Source organism: Aurantimonas sp. NFXS3 (assembly GCF_049132005.1).
GTDB lineage: Bacteria > Pseudomonadota > Alphaproteobacteria > Rhizobiales > Rhizobiaceae > Aurantimonas > Aurantimonas coralicida.
Window position 1 is genome coordinate 191,660 of the sequence record NZ_JAGDDZ010000005.1, and the last position, 18,374, is coordinate 210,033.

Sequence of the window (18,374 nt, forward strand, 5' to 3'; positions counted from 1 at the left end):
CGCTAACTAGCATCAATCGTGCGAAACTGTCCGATGGCCTCTGGCCGGGCGTTGACGGTTGACTGCGTCCGAATTCGGCGAGGCCTGAAAACCTGTCGCCGCTTCGGTGGCCCATATGCCGAGCGGGTCCAGAGTAACGAGTATTGAGGCGCGACGGAAATGTCCCAGACCAAATCCATCGACCAGCTTTCAGACGATACGGTCAACGAGATCGAGGAAGCGCTGCGTGAGGATTTCGAGGCCGGCTCCGACGATGGCGCGACAGTCGCTTCGGGACAGCTCGACCAACCCTCCGCCGCCGACCGCACCGATGTCGAGTTCTCCTTCGATGATTTCGAACGGCAGATCAGCGAGACCGCGGGCGAGCTGAGGACCGAGAGCGCCGAGGCCAGGCCCGCGACGGGTGTGCGCCGCGCCTCGCTGGCCGATTTCGTCGCGTTCGACACACCGACCGAGGAGCAGGCTCCGCGCACCGCTACCGAGTACGAGCCGCATACGGCCCGCCCGGCGCCCCGGCGCAGCCCTGCCCCGACGCCCCGCCAGGCACCGCCGGCCGCATCGCGCCCGGCCCGCCAGCCTGCCGCCGACGTGCCGCGCCAGAAGGCAGCGCCGTCGCCGCAGCCAAGCCCGGCCGCCGCTCCGGCGCGCGAACATCCGGCCGCGCAGGCCGCGCCACGCCCCGAAACCGCCGAGCGCCGCCCCGAGCCGAGCGAAGCGCCCCGCGCCTATTCCCAGCCCGCGGCCAATGACGAGGAGCGCCGCACCTCGGTGATGGCCGACGCCCTTCTCAGCCGTCGCGCGTCGATGCTGCCAATCTGGATCGGTGCCGCCGTCTCGGCCGCCTGGGTCGGCATCGTCGGCTATATCAGCTACGACCTCTACGGCTCGGACATCGCGACCCTGTCGAATGGCATTGCCGACCCGTTCCGCCAGTCGGAACTGGCGGTCATGGCCGCCGTGCTGGTCATTCCGGTGCTGCTGATCATGGCCTTCGTCGTGATGGTCCGCCGGTCGGCCGACATGCGCCTGATGAGCCGGTCCATGGCGGAAGTCGCCCTGCGACTGGCCGAGCCGGAATCCATCGCCACCGAGCGCGTCATGAGCGTCGGCCAGGCCGTGCGCCGCGAGGTCGCCGCCCTCGGCGAAGGCGTTGAGCGCGCCCTGGCGCGCACCGCCGAACTGGAGAATGTCGTCCACAACGAGGTGAGCTCGCTGGAGCGCGCCTATGCCGACAACGAGGCCAAGATCCGCGGCCTCGTCAACGATCTCGGCGCCGAGCGCGACGCGATGCTGTCCCACGCCGAGCGCCTGCGCTCGGCCGTCGTCGGTTCGCATCAGCGTCTCGTCGAGGATGTCGATGGCGCCTCCGACCATATCCTGTCGCGGATCGAGGACGCCTCCCGCCGCTTCACCACGCTGCTCGACGAGCGCGGCGACGCCCTCGCCCGCGACTACACCCGGCGCAGCGACGAGTTCGTCAGCCTGGTGGACGAGCACACCCGCAATGCACGGGAAAGCCTGGCGAAGGACAGCGACAGCCTGATCGCGCGTATCACCAAGAGCGCCGACGACGCGACCGGCCGTCTGAGCGAGAGCGGCGACGAGGTTGCCCGGCTGATCGAACTGCGCACGGCCGATCTCGACGACCGCAGCCGCAATCTGATCGAGCGTATCTCCGCCGCCGGCGAAGCGATCTCCGGCCTGCTGCAGACGCGCGGCGACACGCTGGCGGGTGACAGCGAGAAATTCCTCACCGATCTGACCGGCGTTCTCGACGACCGCGCCATCGGCATCGCCATGAATGGCGAGACCTTCCTGTCCAGCCTCGACGGCGCCTTCGAGGAACGCCTGCGCGAGATCGACGAACGCTCCAACGGCTTCGTCGGTCGCCTGTCCGACGTCGGCAACGACATCACCGCCCGCCTCTCCGCATCGGGCGACGCGGTCACTGGTCTCCTCAAGGCCCGCGGCGAAGCGGTCGCCGGCGAGAGCGAGAAGTTCCTCGCCGACCTCACCGGTGTTCTCGACGACCGCGCCATCGGCATCGCCATGAATGGCGAGACCTTCCTGTCCAGCCTCGACGGCGCGTTCGAGGAACGCCTGCGCGAGATCGACGAACGCTCCAACGGCTTCGTCGGCCGCCTCTCCGACGTCGGCAACGACATCACCGCCCGCCTCTCCGCATCCGGCGACGCGGTCACCGGCCTTCTCAAGGCGCAGGGCGACGCGGTCGCCGGCGAGAGCGAGAAGTTCCTCGCCGACCTCACCGGTGTTCTCGACGACCGCGCCATCGGCATCGCCATGAACGGCGAGACCTTCCTGTCCAGCCTCGACGGCGCGTTCGAGGAACGCCTGCGCGAGATCGACGAGCGCTCGAACGGCTTCGTCGGCCGTCTGTCCGACGTCGGCAACGACATCACCGCCCGCCTGTCCGCATCGGGCGATGCGGTCACCGGCCTGCTCAAGGCGCGCGGCGAAGTGGTCGCCGGCGAGAGCGAGAAGTTCCTCGCCGACCTCACCAGCATTCTCGACGACCGTTCGCTCGGTCTCGCGATGGACAGCCAGACCTTCCTGGCGAGCCTCGACGAGGCGTTCGAGACCCGCATGCGCGAGATCGGCGAGAAGAACGGTCTCTTCCTGTCCAGCCTGACGGAGGACATCGACAGCCGCCGCAACCGGCTCGAAGAGGAATCCGGCCGCTTCCTGCAGACGCTGGAATCGAGCCTCGGCGAGCGCACGGAACAGGCCGCGCGGATGCTGTCCGACACGTCCAGCCGCACCCTCGGCGATCTCGACAGCCGCCTCGCGGCGATCGATCACACGCTGACCGAGACCGGCGGCTCGCTCGTTGCCACCATCGAGGCGCGGGCCGAGGCCGTCGACCGGTCGACCGACCGCGTTTCGCAGGTGCTGGCCGAACGTTCACAGGAGTTTGCCGGCGCCCTCGCCGAGCGCTCGCGCGAGATCATGGACGCCTTCGAGCGCGGCCATACCGAACTGACGATGCGCGCCGGCGACGCCGTGACGCTGAGCCAGTCGGCGCTGGAGGAGCGCACCGGCCAGCTCCGCACCCTCTTCGACGAGCGCATTGCGGGCCTCAACGCCATCATGGACGAACGCGCCGGCATGCTTGCCGGAACGCTCGACGATCGCCTTCTCGCCTTCGATCTCGCCAGCGACAGCCGCGTAGAGAACATCCAGGCGCGGGCCGGCGAAATGGATGCCGCGCTCGAGCGGACCGCCGCGCGCCTCGAGGAACTGCTCGGGCAGCGCCGCGAGGAGATCGAGGCCATGGTCGAACGCAGCGCCGAAGGCCTGCGCGCCGCCCTCGACGGACGCGTCGGCGCCATCGAGAAGAGCATCGCCGACCACAGCGAGGACATCGAAGCCGCCTTCGCCTTCTCCCAGCAAAGCCTCATCGGCAGCCTGGACGATCGCGGTGCGTCGCTCACCCAGGCCATCGAGGCGACCGTCGCCAAGATGGAAAGTCTCGTCGGCAGCGCCCAGGGCGCCATGGCCGAGGGCGTCGACGAGAAGACCCGCGAAATGGCCCGTCTCCTCGACGAGCGCCGCGAGGCCATCGAGAGCCTCGTCGCCGACAGCCGTGACGGTCTGGTCAACGGGCTCGACCAGCGTATCGACGCCATTGCCAGCCTTCTGGCCGACCGGGTCGGCCGCTTCCACCAGTCGCTGCAGTCGGAATCCGTCCGCTTCATCAGCGGGCTGGAGGAACAGGGCGGCCGCCTGATCGGCGACATCGACGCCCGGACCGGCAATTTGACCGCCGGCCTCGCCGATCGCATCGCCGCCAACCAGACCCAGATGGCAAGCGCACAGGATGCCCTGCTCGCCGGTCTCGACGACCGCCACGCCGCCATCCGCACCACGCTCGACGAGCGCACCAGCGTCCTGCGCTCGCTGTCGGAGGAAACCCACGGCGCCCTTCTCTCGGCGCTCGACGAGCGCATCGCGGGTATCACCGGCGGGTTCGACGACGCCGTCCGCCAGGTGGCGGACGACCTCTCCGAGCGGGTTCAGGCCCTGCGCAACGTGGTCGAGGAATCGCGCACCGCGATCGTCGGCGACGTCGACAGCCAGACCGAGCGCCTGCGCCAGGAAATGGCCGATCGGACCCAGTCCTTCGGCGACGACATCGCCATCAATGCCGGCGCACAGCTCGTCGCGATCGAGAATGCCCTGTCGATGGTCGTGGAAGGGCTCGAAGAGCGCACCAGCCATCTGCGCAGCGCAGCCGAATCCGTCGAGGCGTCGCTGGGCCAGAGCCTGGACGGCCGCTTCGACCGGATCCGCACCGTCATGGAGCAAGGCCGCGACAGACTGATCGGCGAACTCGACGGCCGCACCTCCACGCTGAACGAGGAAGTCAACGAGCGCGTCATGCGCGTCACCGAGGGCCTCGATGCTCGCACCGCCGCCATGCGCGGATTGCTGGAGGAAGCCCGCACCGTCCTCATCGACGGGCTCGACGAGCGGATGGCCGCCATCCACGGCATGGTCGACGGCTCGCAGAACTCGATCCTCGACGGCCTCGACGAGCGCACCGCGCGGATCAGCCAGGAATTCGAAGCCGGCCGCACGTCGATCGCCGCGGCGATCGAAGAGCGCGTCAACGGCATGACCGAAGCGCTGTTCGAAGCCGACATGCGGCTGTCGGCAGCCCTCGAAGAACGGCGCGACAGCCTCGCCTCGATCGTCGAGGAGGCCGCACGCTCGGCTTCGGCCACCCTGGGCGACCGGGCCGACGACGTGCGCCGGGCCATCGAGCAGAGCGTCGGCGACGTCTCGACCTCGCTGGAAGCGCGCCGCGACGACCTGCTCAGCGCGCTGGAATCGGGTTCCAGCAACCTGACCGGCGCCATCGACCAGCGCTCCGACGCCATCTCGTCGGCACTGGAGCGCGGCCTCGGCAATGTCGAGCGCACCCTCAACACCTCGACGGCCAAGATCGCCGACTCGCTGCGCCATGCGATCGCCGAGGCGACCACGGCCATGAGCCTCGAAGCCAGGCAGGCCCGCGAAGGCCTCGAAGGCGAGACCGCGAAGATCGCCGAGAGCGTCTCCGGCATCGACCGCCTGTTCCAGGCCTCCGGCGAGGAAGCCCGTCTGCGCATTGCCGGCGAGGCCGATCGTCTGGCCGAACGGCTGGCATCCCTCGCCGACGATCTGGCGGGCCGCGCAGCCGAGGCCAGCACCACGCTGGTCGGCGAAGGTGGCCGGATCGCCGAGAACATCAGCGGCGCCGCCGAGGTCATCCGCTCCCTGTCGGAGCAGTCGCGTTCGCGCTTCGCCACCGAAGCGGAGGAACTCGCCCGCTCGATCACCGAGATTTCGGGCACCCTGCGCAGCGAGACCGAAGAGGTCCGCGAGAGCCTGGCGGGGCAGCGCGTTGCGCTCGCCGACAGCCTCTCCGGCATCACCACCACCATCGCCAGCGAGTTCGAGCGCAACACCCGCGACTTCGCCGCCCAGTTCGGCGAGGCCAGCGAGCAGATCCGCTCGGCCGGCGACGAAAGCCGCCAGCGCTTCGTCTCCGATGCCGGCGCGATCGCCGAGCAGGTCGAGGCGGCCACGGCGCGCATGCGCGAGATGACCGAAGCGGCCGAAGTGGCGCTGCGCGAGAACACCGAAGGCTTCACCCGCCGCCTCTCGGGCGCCTCCTACCAGATCCGCGGCGAAACCGAACGGGTCGCCGCGACCCTGGAAGAGCGTGCCGAGCGCTTCAGCGAGGAGCTTGGCGGCGTCACGACGCAGCTCTCGGAGATGCTGGCCAGCAACGCCCTGCGCGGCGAACTCGAAGAGGCGACCCGCCTCATCCGCGACGAGCTGGCCAATGCCTCGCAGTCGATGCGTGACGGCGTCTACGCCGTGGCAACGCAGCTGCGCGGCGATGTCGACAACGCCTCCCAGACCCTCAGCCGCGATGCCGAGAGCGCCCGCGAGCTGATGCTCGCCCAGGGCGGTGAACTGGCCACCCAGTTCGCGTCGATCTCCGCCGCGATCCAGCTCGAGACCGAGCGGGCCCGCCAGGAGCTTCTCGACAGTGCCGGCTCGCTGGGCCAGGACCTGTCGACCCGCATGGGCGAAGCCGACCGCATCATCGCAGCCCGGGCCCGTGTCATGGGCGAGGATATCGACGAGCGGACCCGCACCCTGGCGACCCTGCTCAGCTCGCGCAGCGCCGAAATCAGCCGCATCCTCGACGAGGAAGCTCGGCCGGTATTCGAGCGCCTCGGCGAGAATGGCACCGAACTCGCCCGGATGATCGAGACGACGACGCGCGACGCGTCCGACAAGCTGCGTAGCGAAAATGCGGCGCTGGTCTCGGCCCTCGGCCGCCGTGCGAGCGAAGTGGTGGAAACCCTCAATCGCTCGTCCGGCGACATCATCGGCAGCTTCGAGGAGAAGACCGCCAGCGCCGTCGGCGCCGTGTCGGACATCCGCGACAGCCTGCAGCAGGAGATCGGTTCGCTGGTCGGCCGGCTGTCCCAGACCAGCGGCTCGCTGCGCGGGCTGGTCGACGAGGCCGTCGAGAACCTCGGCGCGATCGATCAAACGCTGCGCGAATCCGGCGCCCGCTTCAGCCAGGAGACGGAGGAAGCGTCCAACTCGATCTCGCTGTCGTCGCGCCTTCTGGAGAGCAACGTCGAACGTCTCGACAAGCTGTCCATGACGGCCTTCTCCAAGGTCTCGGCGATCGCCGACCGCTTCCAGGATCACGGAACGGTTCTCGGCGAGGCAGTCCGCCTCATCGAGACCGGCGAAGCCAACCTCCGCGCGACCCTCGAAGCCGGCCATGGCGGCATCGAGGAATTGTCGGCAGGTCTCGTCAAGCGCTCCGAGGAGATCGGCTCGCTGCTCCATTCCTTCGAGGAACTGATGGGCGGCCTGTTCGATCGCACCGAGCAGCGTTCGCGCCTCATCTCCTCGCGTCTGTCGACCGAGATGGGCGAAACGCTGGTCGAGGCGGACCGTCAGCTGCAGACCACCGAGGAGCGCTCCCGCGCCACCGCCGAGGCCATGCGTCAGGCAATCCAGTCGGTCATCGAGGACGCCAGCGCGCGCTTCGACGGCGCGACCGCGGAGATCCGTCGCACTGCCGAGGAAATCCGCCAGGAGCTGGAAACGGCGCGCGCCGACATCAAGCGCGGCGTGTTCGAGCTGCCGGACGAGGCGCGCGAGAGCACCGAGGCCATGCGCCGTGCTGTCGCCGACCAGATCCGCGCCCTGCGGGACCTGTCGGATGTCGTCTCACATTCGGGCCGTGCCTTCGACGTGTCGAGCCGTGGCCCCGAGCGGAGCCAGGCACCCGCCGAGCCGCGGGCCAGGACCGCGGCGCCGAGCTACAGCCAGTCCGCACCGCGGCAGTCGGCAGCGGCCGCCGTGGCACGCCAGCCCGAGGCTCCGGTGTTCACCGCCGAGGAAGAGCAGGATGTGGAAGACCAGATCGCTGCGTCCTTCATGACCGACGGCAATCTGGCGCATGATCTGCGTGGCTCGAACTACGACACGCCGCCGCGTGCGCAGGCGCCGGCCGCCGAGCCGCGGAGCGAGGCCCCGGCCCGTCCCGCACCGGCACCGGCCCAGCAACGCACCCCCGCGGCACCGCTGCGTGCTCCGGCCCGTCCTGCCGCACCGGCACCGAGCGCTGCGCGCAGCGAACCAGCCGCCGATCGCGGAACAAGTGAGCCCGGCGGTTGGGTCTCCGACCTTCTGCGCCGCGCGTCGCAGGATGAGGACGACAACGCTCCCGTCCAGCCGGCGGCACCTGCCGCGGGCCAGGACCGCAACCCGACGGCGCCGGAAGGCCGTTCGCCCGACCATGTGGTGGAATCCCTGAACTCGCTGTCGGTGGATATCGCCCGGGCGATCGACCACAAGGCGTCGATCGAATTGTGGGAGCGCTATCGCAAGGGTGAGCGCAACGTCTTCACCCGCCGCCTCTACACGATGAAGGGGCAGCAGACCTTCGACGAGATCCGGCGCAAATATCAGCGGGACACCGAGTTCCGTGCCGCGGTCGATCGCTATATTGGCGACTTCGAGACGCTTCTGGCCGACATCGCCAAGAGCGACCCGGACAATGCCCGCAGCCGGACCTACCTCACCTCGGACACCGGCAAGGTCTACACGATGCTGGCCCACGCTTCGGGCCGCTTCGACGCCTGATCCAGACGAACAGGCGGCCGCCATCCGGCGGCTGCTCCCGGCACATCTTCGGCCACGGACGATTTTTTCGTCCGTGGCCGAAGTTTTTTTGGCGGGCGGAAAGCGCTGTGCCGCGCTCCGTTAACAGCCGAGGACACTCTCGAAGGCGCTGACGCGCCTGCAAGCGGCCGGCTGCACCCGTCGCAGGGTCCTGGCGAACATGCACGCACCGACGCGGTTCCTAAGACCGACGACCCTGCCGGCATCCCCAGTGCGGCGTCTCCCATGCGGCCCGGAGCCAGTGCTGTCCCGCTTGCAATCCCCTCGGATTCCGGCTTTCCCGTGCAGATCCCACGATCGAAAGCTCCGACGGGCCCGGCGCCTGGCGACCCGTCCCGGGCGCAGCCACCCCGCTGTCCGCCACCCTGACGCGTCTGCGCAAGTTTCCGGCCCCGCCAGCGTGGTTGCCGAAAGGCAAACGACGACGCTGCAATTTGGCCTGACAGCTTCAGCATCACGAAAGTATACCCGGTAACAAACCGCCTAAAATTCGATGCAAATGCGGTGACTACATTTCGCTTCAAAGTAAAATGGAACGCGCATTGTCTCCTCACGAACGAGGAGAAAGCACATGCAGAACGTCATCAAGCAGGTTGCGATCGCAGCAGGGTTCCTCCTCGCCATGGGCGCGGGGACGACGAGCGCCGCAGCGGCCCCCGCCATGGCCACGACCAGCCAGACCTCCCAGCCGGTCGGCCATTACGAGTTCTGCAAGAGCTACCCCAGCACCTGTACCCGCAACGCCTCTGTTGCCGTGGTCAAGCTGACCCGCGAAGTCTGGGCGCAGATCGTCGAGATCAACACGGCGGTCAACACCAACATCTTCCCGCGCACCGATGCGGAAATGCACGGCGTGCCGGAGCTCTGGTCCTATCCGACCGTCCAGGGCGATTGCGAAGACTTCGTTCTGCTCAAGCAGTACATGCTGGAGCGGGCCGGCATTCCGACCTCGGCGGTGCTGATCACCGTGGTGCGCCAGCCCAACGGCGAAGGCCATGCCGTGCTGACCGTGCGCACCGACCAGGGCGACTACGTTCTCGACAATCTCGACGACCGCGTTCTGGCGTGGACCGACACCGACTACCAGTATCTCAAGCGCCAGTCCGAGCGGAACGCCGGCAAATGGGTGGCCATCGCCGACGACCGCAACCTCCTGGTCGGCAGCGTTCGCTGAGGCGAGCCCGGCGCGGGGCCTGACAGACACAAAAGAGCCGGCCGTTTTCACGGCCGGCTCTTTCGTTTGCCGGGTCGATTCGTCGGGACGTCTACTCGAGGTCGATGTCCAGGATCGTCATGGTGAGGTGGTAGGACAATTCGCCCTCCTCGGTATCCTTCGCGAGCAGTCCGACGAATTCGTCGTTGAGATAGACTTCCGCCGAGTCGGCACTCTTCGGCAGCGCGCGGACCTTGATGTCGGCGGTCTTGAAGCTGCTCCTGAGGTAGGCTTCGAGCTTGCGGATTTCGTCGGGCTTCACAGCATTCTCCTGGATCGTCTGGGACGCCTGTAGCTAGGCGCCGGTCACTCGTTTCAATCCTCGGACGCCGCTCAGTCGTTCCGTTCGAAGCACTGGTCCATCGCCCGGGCCGGCTCGTCGCAATCGCCGGCCGATCCGATGACCCGCGCGGGAATGCCGGCCACGGTGGTGTGCGGCGGCACTTCCTTCAGCACCACCGAACCCGACGCGATCTTCGAGCACTCGCCGACGCGGATATTGCCGAGGATCTTCGCACCTGCCCCGATCAGGACGCCGCTGCCGATCTTCGGATGGCGGTCGCCGAATTCCTTGCCGGTGCCACCGAGCGTGACGTCCTGAAGAATCGAGACGTTGTCGCCTATCACGGCGGTGAAGCCGACGACCAGCCCCGTCGCGTGATCGAGGAAGATCCCGCGGCCCATGCGCGAGGCCGGATGGATGTCGGTCTGGAACACCGCCGAGGAGCGCGCCTGCAGATAGAGCGCGAAGTCGCGCCGCCCGGCGTTCCACAGCCAGTGGGCCAGCCGGTGCGTCTGGATGGCGTGGAAGCCCTTGAAGTAGAGCAGCGGCTCCAGATAGCGCTCGCATGCCGGATCGCGGTCGTAGACCGCCTGGATGTCGGTCCGGAGCGTCGCGCGGAAGCTGTCGTCGGCATCCAGCATGTCGGCGAAGGCCTGGGCGATGGTCACCGCCGGCAGATCCGGATGGTCCAACCGCTGCGAGACGCGGTGAATCAGCGCCGCTTCCAGGCTGCGCTGATTGATGATCGTCGGATAGACGAAGCCGGACAGAACCGGTTCACGCGCCGCGACGTCCTCCGCCTCCAGCCGGACCTGGGCCCAGATCGGATCGACGGCCTGGAGGGTCTCGTGGGAATGCGAGCTCATGCTGCTCATGGAAGTCTCCCGGTCGGGATGCGCCGAAACGGCGCCTGGTCAGTGTCAAAGATAGGCGCGCGAGGCCGTCAGGGGAAGCCGCGGCGGCGGAACGCTGCGTTCCGGCGGCGCGATCGGCCCTTGCGGGGGCTCGGTGCGCGCATCAGCCAGCCGGCGTTGCAAAGCCGTGCCGGGTGAGAAAGTCGAGGATCGCGTCGCCGAAAACGTCGTTGCGGTCGCCCGCCACCATATGCCCCGCACCGGCGATGTCGACGAACTCGGCCGCGGGGACGAGGGCCCGGAATTCGTCGATCTCGGCACTCGTGACCATGTCCGAACGGCCGCCGCGCACCAGAAGCGTTGGAATGGTCAGGGCCTGCGCCGCGGCGATCATTGCCGTGCGCGCCGCGTCCCGGCGCATGGCGACGCTGTTCGGGCCGTCGATGAACGCCGGGTCCCAGTGCCAGCGATAGCGACCATCCGCAGAGCGCCGCAGGTTCTTGGCCAGTCCCTTCGACGATCCCGAGGGCCGCCGGTTCGGCAGATAGGCGGCGACCGCCTCCGCCGCTTCCTCGAGGCTGGCGAAGCCGTCGGCCAGCCGCTCGGTCATGAAGCGGTGGACGCGGGCAACGCCGTCCTCGTTGAGGCTCGGCGTCACGTCGACGAGGATCAGCGCGGCGAAGCGGTCAGCCTCGCCCTGCGCTAGCAGGCTGGCGATGCCACCCAGCGACGCGCCGACCGCCACGGGCTTGGCCCCCGTCTCACGAGCAATGGCATCGGCAAGCGTGCCGGCATCCGCGCCGAAATCGAAGAAGCTGTAGCCGCCACCGGCGATCCATTCGCTGTCGCCATGGCCGCGCTGATCGACGGCGATCGGCGACAGGCCGCGTCCGGCCATAAGGCCCGCGACATGCGACCAGGCCTGCCGGGTCTGCCCGCCGCCATGCAGCAGCAGCACCGGATGGCCGTCCGCCACCGGACGGTCGGCGACGAGACGATGGCCGCCGGCCCCCGCCCATTCCATACGCCGTGTGGTCACGCGGCTGCGCCCAGGAAGCGCAGGACCTCCGCCTTGAAGGTGCGGTCGCCAACCGAGAGCATGTGGTCCCGGCCTTCGATCGCGAAGACCCGGGCGTTCGGCATCAGCGCGGCGAGCGCGTCGGGCGAACCGGCAATGTCGTCGGTGGTGCCGACACCGATCAATGTCGGCTGGGCGATCTGCCCGACCTCGGCCTCGGTCAGTTCCTGCCGCGAGGTGGAGATGCAGGCGGCCAGCGCGTGCCGGTCGCTGCGGGTGCGGTCGGCAAAGGCCCGGAACATGCGCCCGCGCGGATCGGTGACGTCGTCGAGGGACGGTGCCAGCAGCGCCGCGGCGATCGGATCCCAGTCGCCGACACCCTCGACGAGGCCGATGCCGAGACCGCCGAAAACGATCCTCGAGATCCGCTCCGGCGCCGCCAGCGCGGTGAAGGCCGACACGCGCGCCCCCATGGAATAGCCGAAGATCACGGTCTCGCCGATCTCGAGATGATCGAGCAGCTTGACCACGTCGCCGGCCATCTTCTGCGGCGTGTAGGCCGCCTCGTCCTGCGGCTTGGCGCTCTGGCCATGGCCGCGATGGTCGAAGGCGACGACGCGGTAGCCGGCCTCGTTCAGGGTCTTCACCCAGCCCGTGTCGATCCAGTTCACCCGCATCGACGAGGCGAAGCCGTGGACGAGCAGCACGGCGGGCCGGTCGCGCTCGCCGGTATCGGTGAAGGCCAGTTGCAGACCGTCGCTGGTGAAGGTGTCCATGGCTGCCATTCTCGTGTTTTTCCGATCGGACGTCACAGGCGCATTAGAGCCATGACGGAGGTTTCGCCACCCCCTGTTCATTCGCGACCGGCGCCATTATGGTCCGCGCCATAGCGCAACCGAGCCGAGGGCGAGCCGCAATGGCCGGGCACACGATCCCCCATTTCCAGAACGATGCCGGACATGATCTGATCGAGGTCGGCGTCAACGAATTCATGTGCTGCGGCGCCAACCCGCCGCACGACCATCCGCATGTCTATCTCGACATGGGCGACGAGGGTGAGATGGTCTGCAGCTACTGCTCGACCCTCTACCGCTACAATTCCTCGCTGAAGGGCTGGGACACGATTCCCCCCGGCTGCCAGTTCGAAGAGAAGGCCGCCTGACATAGGCGCCATCGACCGGACGCGGCCGGTCGTCATCATCGGTGCCGGCATGGCCGGCCTGACGATGGCGCTGGAACTGGCGCGCCGCGATCGCCCCTCCATCGTCGTCGAGCGTGCCCCCCGGCTGGAAGAGGTCGGGGCTGGCCTGCAATTATCGCCCAATGCGCTCCGGGTTCTCGCCCGTCTCGGCGATCTGGACGATCTGAAGGCGCGCGGCACGGTGGCCGAAACCGTCACCCTGCATGCCGCCCGGACCGGACTTTCAATTGCGTCGGTGCCGGTCAGTTCGGCCGACGGAACGCCCTACCTCTCCATTCACCGCGCCGATCTCCAGGCGTGGCTCGTACGCGCCGCTGCAGCCTCGAGCCGGATCGATCTACGACTCGGCCTAGACATAGGCGCCATCGCACGGGACGGCGCCGATCTACGCGTCGAAGCCATCAGCTCGGGCGGCACCGAAATCCTGCAGGCGCCGCTGGTCATCGCCGCGGACGGCGTGAACTCGCCCACGGCCCTGCGGCTTGGCCTGGGCGGATCGACGACGACGGGCGCCCTCGCCTGGCGCGGCCGTGTTGCCGACGGCGCAACCATGCCGCCTGCCGGTATCGAAGCCTGGCTGGGGCCACGGCGTCATGCGGTGGCCTACCCCATCGCAGGCGGCAGGGAGACGAATCTCGTCCTCATCGAGCCTGCGGGCGCTTCGGCGGACCCGGCAGACCTTCCGGCACGCTTCTCGAAATGGGACCGGCGGCTCGGCGGCCTGATCGCGTCAGTGGACGGTTTCACCGCCTGGCCGCTGAAAGCGGTGCCCGGCGCACGGCCCTGGCGCCATCTCGATGACCGCCTGGTCCTGATCGGCGATGCGGGGCACGCCATGCTGCCCTATGCGGCGCAGGGCGCGGCCATGGCCATCGAGGATGCGGCGGTGCTGGCCGCCCATCTCGACCGCGCCACGGACTTGAGCATCGCGCTTCGCGGCTACGAGACAGAGCGGCGGCCACGGATCGACAAGGTACGGTCGCGGGTCGACTTTCACCGCTTCGTCTATCACCTGCCGTTTCCGCTCAGCCTCGGCCGCAATGCGGTGCTGGCATCGCGCTCGGCGGCCAGCCTCGCCGGCGATCTCGCCTGGCTCTACGACTGGCGCCCGCCCAGGGATTAATCAGCCGGACAGCGCCCGTCGCGGAACAGCGGCACCGGTGGAACGTTCCTGCCTCGCCTCGACATGGGTGCACCGGCCAGCAGGCCGGTAGCCATGGCGGGCGGGAGGACTGGCACCGGACCGCGAAACCGGCCGTGCGACCTCTCAATGCTGCAAGGGACGGTTTCGAAAAGGTCATTTACATGCCGAAAAGTAACAGGACCGGCAGGTTCGTCGGTGTCGCCGCGCTGGCGGCCTCGACAGCCCTCTCAGGGCCCATCGCCGCTTACGCGCAGGAGGCGGCGACTATCCGCGTCGCGCAGGCCGAGGAATTGCTGCCGCAGGACGCGGCCCCTGAGGCCGAAGCTCCGGCTGCACAGGAACCCGCCCCGGTAGAGGAAGCCGCGCCGGTCGAGGAACCCGCCGCCGAGCCGCAGCCCGCTCCCGTCGAGGAGCCGCCGGCCGAGCCGGCACCGGAACCCGAGGCACCGCCGGCCGAAGCGCCGGCAGACCCCGTCGCGCCGGCACCGGAGCCGGCAGCCGAAGCCCCCGCCGATGAACCTCAGGCTGAAGAGCCCCAGGCCGAAGCACCGGAGGCCGAGCCTGAGCCGGCTGTCGAGGAAGCGGCCCCGGTCGAGGCCGAAGTCCCGGCGGAACCCGTCGAGGAAGCGGCTCCTGCAGCCGAGCCGCAGGCCAGCGAACCGACCGCCGAGACGCCGGTAGAGGAGCCCGCCGCCGAACCCGAAGCCCCGTCCGAGCCTGCGGCGGAAGCCGCGCCTCAGGACGTCGCGCCCGAAGCGCCAGCGGCGGAGAATACCGACGCCACGTCGGCCGAGCCGGCCGCCGAGGCACCTGCCGAGGCAGCGGAGCCGGAGACCACGGACGGCGACACCATTGCGCCGACCGATGACGCTGCGCCCGCGGCCGACACCGCCGGACAGCCGGCGGAAACGTCGCCTGACCAGCCGGCCGATGCGGCAACCGGGGAGCAGCCTGCGGCCGACCAGCAGCCCGCTGCCGAAGAACAGCCCGCCGCCGAGACCGCCGCGCAACCCGAGCCGACCGCTCCGGAATCGCAGCCGGAAGCGGTGGACGAATCCGTCCAGACCGAGGCCGTGCCGGAAGGCGGCGTCGCCGCGAGCGATGCCCGCGTCCAGCAGCTCGCCGAGCCGGTCGAGGTGACCCCGATCACCGCCGAGGAAGGCGAACGGATCGAGGCGCCGAACGCCGCGGCGGCGGACGGCAGTGCCGGCAGCACCACGACGAACAATACGGTGATCAACAACAGCACGACCACCAACAACACCGTCGTGAACAACACCACCGTCAACCAGCAGGCGCCGCTGCCGCCAGGCGTCGAAGTCGTCGACCGCGTCGGCAATCGCGACATCCTGTCGATCGTCGGCGCCGGTGCCGTCGGGGCGCTCGCCGGCGGAGCTGCGGCCTATTTCATCCGCGGCAATGACGACGACCGCATCGCGGTCGATGCGCAGGAGCGTTACTATGACCGCCTGCGCGGCGATCGCACCCGCGAGACGGTGGTCCGCCCGAACGGCGTCCAGGTGGTCACGATCACAAACCGCTACGGCGACGTCGTGCGCCGCTCGCGCATCATGCCGGACGGCAGCGAAGTCGTCCTGTTCTACGATCCGTATCAGGATGACGAGCGTCAGGACGACTATTACTACAGCGACGTCGGCGCCGACCTGCCGCCGCTCGATCTGCGCATCCCGCGCGAGGACTATATCGTCGACGTGACTGATCCCGACGAGGAGCTCTACTACCGGACCATCGTCGCCCCGCCGGTCGAGACCGTCGACCGCATCTACTCCCTCAACGAGGTCCGCCGGTCGGAGCGCGTGCGGGACAAGGTGCGCCGCATCGATCTCAGCACGATCAACTTCAACTTCGGGTCGGCGGAGATCACCCAGGAGGAAGTCGGCGACCTGCAGGCCCTGGCCGATGCCATCGCACGGGTCATTGCCGAGAACCCGGACGAGACCTTCCTGATCGAAGGCCATACCGACGCGGTGGGCAGCGAGCGGGCCAATCTCGCCCTCTCCGACCGGCGCGCCGACGGCGTCGCCACGGCACTGACCCAGTATTTCGACGTGCCGCCGGAGAACCTCGTCACCCAGGGCTATGGCGAGCAGGACCTGAAGGTCGATACGCAGGCGGAGAACCGCGAGAACCGGCGGGTCACCGTCCGGCGCATCACTCCGCTGGTCAAGCCGGTCAACACCGCCCAGCGCTAGGCTGAACGGTCACACCCGAACAAAGAAAGGGCGGCCCTCGGGCCGCCCTTTTTCGTATCCGCAATGATGGGATGGGGACGGACCGCCCCGCCGCGAAGCCCGTCAGTCGTCGTCGTCGTTCGTCGGTCGTTTCGAACCGACCGACAGGAAATCGCCGAAGGGTCCGAGCGGCTCGACATAGCTCGCCAGCACCTTGAGAGCGACCATCACCGGCACCGCCAGGAACATGCCGACGACGCCCCAGATCCAGCCCCAGAACGCCACGGAGAGGAAGACCGCGGCTGCGTTCATCTCCAGCCGGCGGCCGACGATCATCGGCGTCACGAGCTGCCCCTCCACCGTCGTGCAGGCGAGATAGACCAGCACCGGCGCCAGCGCGTTGGACAGGCTGCCGAACTCGGCCAGCGCGATGACGCCGACGAGGAACATGCCGATCAGCGCGCCGATATAGGGGATGAAGTTCAACAACGTCGCCAGCGCGCCGAAGATGATCGGCGTCGGCATGCCGACCCACCAGAGCAGCGTGCCGATGGTGAGGCCGAGAGTGACGTTGATCAGCGTGATCGTGAACAGGTAGCGCGACAGCTCGCGCTCGATCTCGTGGGCGATGTTGAGCGCCCGCTTCTTGTCCGACAGGGTCGGCATGGCGCGGACGAGCTTCTGGTAGAAGAGGTCGCCCGACGCCAGCAGGAAGAACAGGAAGACCAGCGAGAAGCCCACCGAGGCGACGATCTGCGGCGCGGCGGTGGTCACATTGTCCAGGAGCCCGGGGTTCTTGACGACGACCTCGTCGGGCTGGCCGTCATTGGGGGCATTCCGCCCCGCGGCCTGCTCGACATTCTGCTGTGCCGCCTCCAGCCGGGCGAACCGCTCCTGCACCGAGCGCAGTTCCTGGTCCACGGCGGCGGCGTAGCGCGGCGCGTCGTTGACGATGTTCGTGATGGGGTCGCTCAGCATGTAGAAGCCGAGCACCATCGTCACCAGTGCGCCGACGACGAGGAAGAAGGCCGAGATCGGCTCCCAGATCTTCAGCCGCCTCCTCATGAACCGCACCACCGGGCTCATCACCAGCGCGAAGAGCAGCGCGATGATCACCGGCAGGACGAAGCTCGCCGTCAGATACAGCGCCCCGAACAACAGGATGAAGAAGATGCCGATCACCGCCCAGCGCGGGCCGGCTTCGATATGCTGGTTGGTGACGAGGCCGATCGTCGGGGACAGGGTGGTGGAACGCTTGTCTTCACGCCCCTCGCTCGATCGTTCAGACAATGGCGCATCCCCTCGGGTCAGATATGCACCAACGGACTGATCACAATCAGGTTCCCTTGCCGTGACGGAGGAACGGCGCCGGGCAGGCCGGCGCCGTCCGCCCTGCTCCATCGGCCCGCTGCGCGGCCGATGCCGGCCGCGCTGTGTCAGGGTGTGTGCTAGTGCAGGATCTGCGACAGGAAGAGCTTGGTGCGCTCGTGCTCGGGATTGGTGAAGAACGCCTCCGGCTCGTTCTGCTCGACGATCTGACCCGCATCCATGAAGATGACGCGATTGGCCACCTGCCGCGCGAAGCCCATTTCGTGGGTGACGCACAGCATCGTCATGCCCTCTTCCGCCAGCCCGACCATGACGTCGAGCACTTCCTTGATCATCTCGGGATCGAGCGCCGAGGTCGGCTCGTCGAACAGCATGATCTTCGGGCTCATGCACAGCGAGCGGGCGATGGCCACGCGCTGCTGCTGGCCGCCGGAGAGCTGGCCCGGATATTTGTGGGCCTGCTCGGGGATCTTGACCCGCGAGAGGTAGTGCATCGCCACCTCCTCGGCCTTCTTCTTGGGCATCTTGCGGACCCAGATCGGCGCCAGCGTGCAGTTTTCCAGGATCGTCAGATGCGGGAAGAGGTTGAAGTGCTGGAACACCATGCCGACCTCGCGGCGCACCTCGTCGATCTTCTTCAGATCGTTGGTCAGCTCGATCCCGTCGACGGTGATGGTGCCCTTCTGGTGTTCCTCCAGCCGGTTGATGCAGCGGATCATCGTCGACTTGCCGGAGCCCGACGGCCCGCAGATGACGATCCGTTCGCCGCGGCGCACGGTCAGGTTGATGTCACGCAGCACGTGGAATTCCCCGTACCACTTGTTGACGCCCAGAAGCTCGACCGCGATCTCGTCGGAGATAGCCATGCGGTCTGCATTGCCCGGCTTGGTGTCGATGTCGACGGCCATGGGAGA

11 protein-coding genes are annotated in these 18,374 nt (G+C 68.3%); 5 read left to right on the top strand and 6 right to left on the bottom strand.

Going from position 1 to position 18,374, the window contains the following annotated elements; genetic code table 11:
* Positions 1-159: 159 nt before the first annotated feature.
* Together J3367_RS15310 and J3367_RS15315 are read left to right on the top strand one after the other, a co-directional pair.
* Entirely contained in the window at positions 160-8,187 is an 8,028-nt protein-coding gene (locus J3367_RS15310; RefSeq protein ID WP_421461547.1) for a hypothetical protein, read from the top strand.
* A 610-nt stretch (positions 8,188-8,797) separates the two neighbouring features.
* Positions 8,798-9,400 carry a transglutaminase-like cysteine peptidase gene (locus J3367_RS15315; RefSeq protein WP_188076840.1) on the top strand — a complete coding sequence of 201 codons (603 nt, stop codon included), beginning with the start codon at positions 8,798-8,800 and terminating at the stop codon, positions 9,398-9,400.
* A gap of 91 nt (positions 9,401-9,491) precedes the next feature.
* On the opposite strand, the gene J3367_RS15320 is transcribed toward J3367_RS15315, so the two are convergent.
* The 4 genes from J3367_RS15320 to J3367_RS15335 all read right to left on the bottom strand — a co-directional run bounded on the left by J3367_RS15320 (position 9,492) and on the right by J3367_RS15335 (position 12,370).
* Positions 9,492-9,701, bottom strand: coding sequence for a DUF3126 family protein (locus J3367_RS15320; protein WP_024350566.1), 210 nt, complete (start codon positions 9,699-9,701; stop codon positions 9,492-9,494).
* Positions 9,702-9,772: 71 nt separating this feature from the next.
* The gene (gene cysE, locus J3367_RS15325) at positions 9,773-10,597 is read right to left on the bottom strand and encodes a serine O-acetyltransferase (RefSeq protein WP_024350565.1); all 825 of its coding nucleotides are present in this window, start codon (positions 10,595-10,597) and stop codon (positions 9,773-9,775) included.
* 142 nt (positions 10,598-10,739) lie between these two features.
* Complete coding sequence (locus J3367_RS15330) at positions 10,740-11,615, bottom strand: alpha/beta fold hydrolase (protein ID WP_024350564.1); 876 nt, start codon at positions 11,613-11,615, stop codon at positions 10,740-10,742.
* Positions 11,612-12,370, bottom strand: a complete 759-nt coding sequence (locus J3367_RS15335) for an alpha/beta fold hydrolase (RefSeq protein ID WP_029703095.1) — start codon at positions 12,368-12,370, stop codon at positions 11,612-11,614. The genes J3367_RS15330 and J3367_RS15335 overlap by 4 nt, the downstream gene beginning before the upstream one ends.
* Positions 12,371-12,510: 140 nt before the next feature.
* Here J3367_RS15335 and J3367_RS15340 point away from each other — a divergent pair, with 140 nt between their 5' ends.
* The 3 genes from J3367_RS15340 (at position 12,511) to J3367_RS15350 (ending at position 16,152) form a co-directional block, all read left to right on the top strand.
* Positions 12,511-12,756, top strand: a complete 246-nt coding sequence (locus J3367_RS15340; RefSeq protein ID WP_024350562.1) for a zinc-finger domain-containing protein — start codon at positions 12,511-12,513, stop codon at positions 12,754-12,756.
* Positions 12,757-12,793: 37 nt separating this feature from the next.
* Positions 12,794-13,918: an FAD-dependent monooxygenase gene (locus J3367_RS15345; protein ID WP_280137474.1), complete on the top strand. Its 1,125-nt coding sequence runs from the start codon at positions 12,794-12,796 to the stop codon at positions 13,916-13,918.
* 182 nt (positions 13,919-14,100) lie between these two features.
* A complete protein-coding gene (locus J3367_RS15350; RefSeq protein ID WP_024350560.1) occupies positions 14,101-16,152 on the top strand; it encodes an OmpA family protein in 2,052 nt (683 codons plus the stop codon).
* Positions 16,153-16,254: 102 nt separating this feature from the next.
* Here J3367_RS15350 and J3367_RS15355 read toward each other — a convergent pair whose 3' ends face one another.
* On the bottom strand, positions 16,255-17,421 hold the full coding sequence (locus J3367_RS15355) for an AI-2E family transporter (RefSeq protein ID WP_024350559.1): 1,167 nt from the start codon (positions 17,419-17,421) through the stop codon (positions 16,255-16,257).
* A gap of 158 nt (positions 17,422-17,579) precedes the next feature.
* Positions 17,580-18,326, bottom strand: a complete 747-nt coding sequence (locus J3367_RS15360) for an amino acid ABC transporter ATP-binding protein (RefSeq protein ID WP_187391889.1) — start codon at positions 18,324-18,326, stop codon at positions 17,580-17,582.
* Positions 18,327-18,374: the final 48 nt, after the last annotated feature.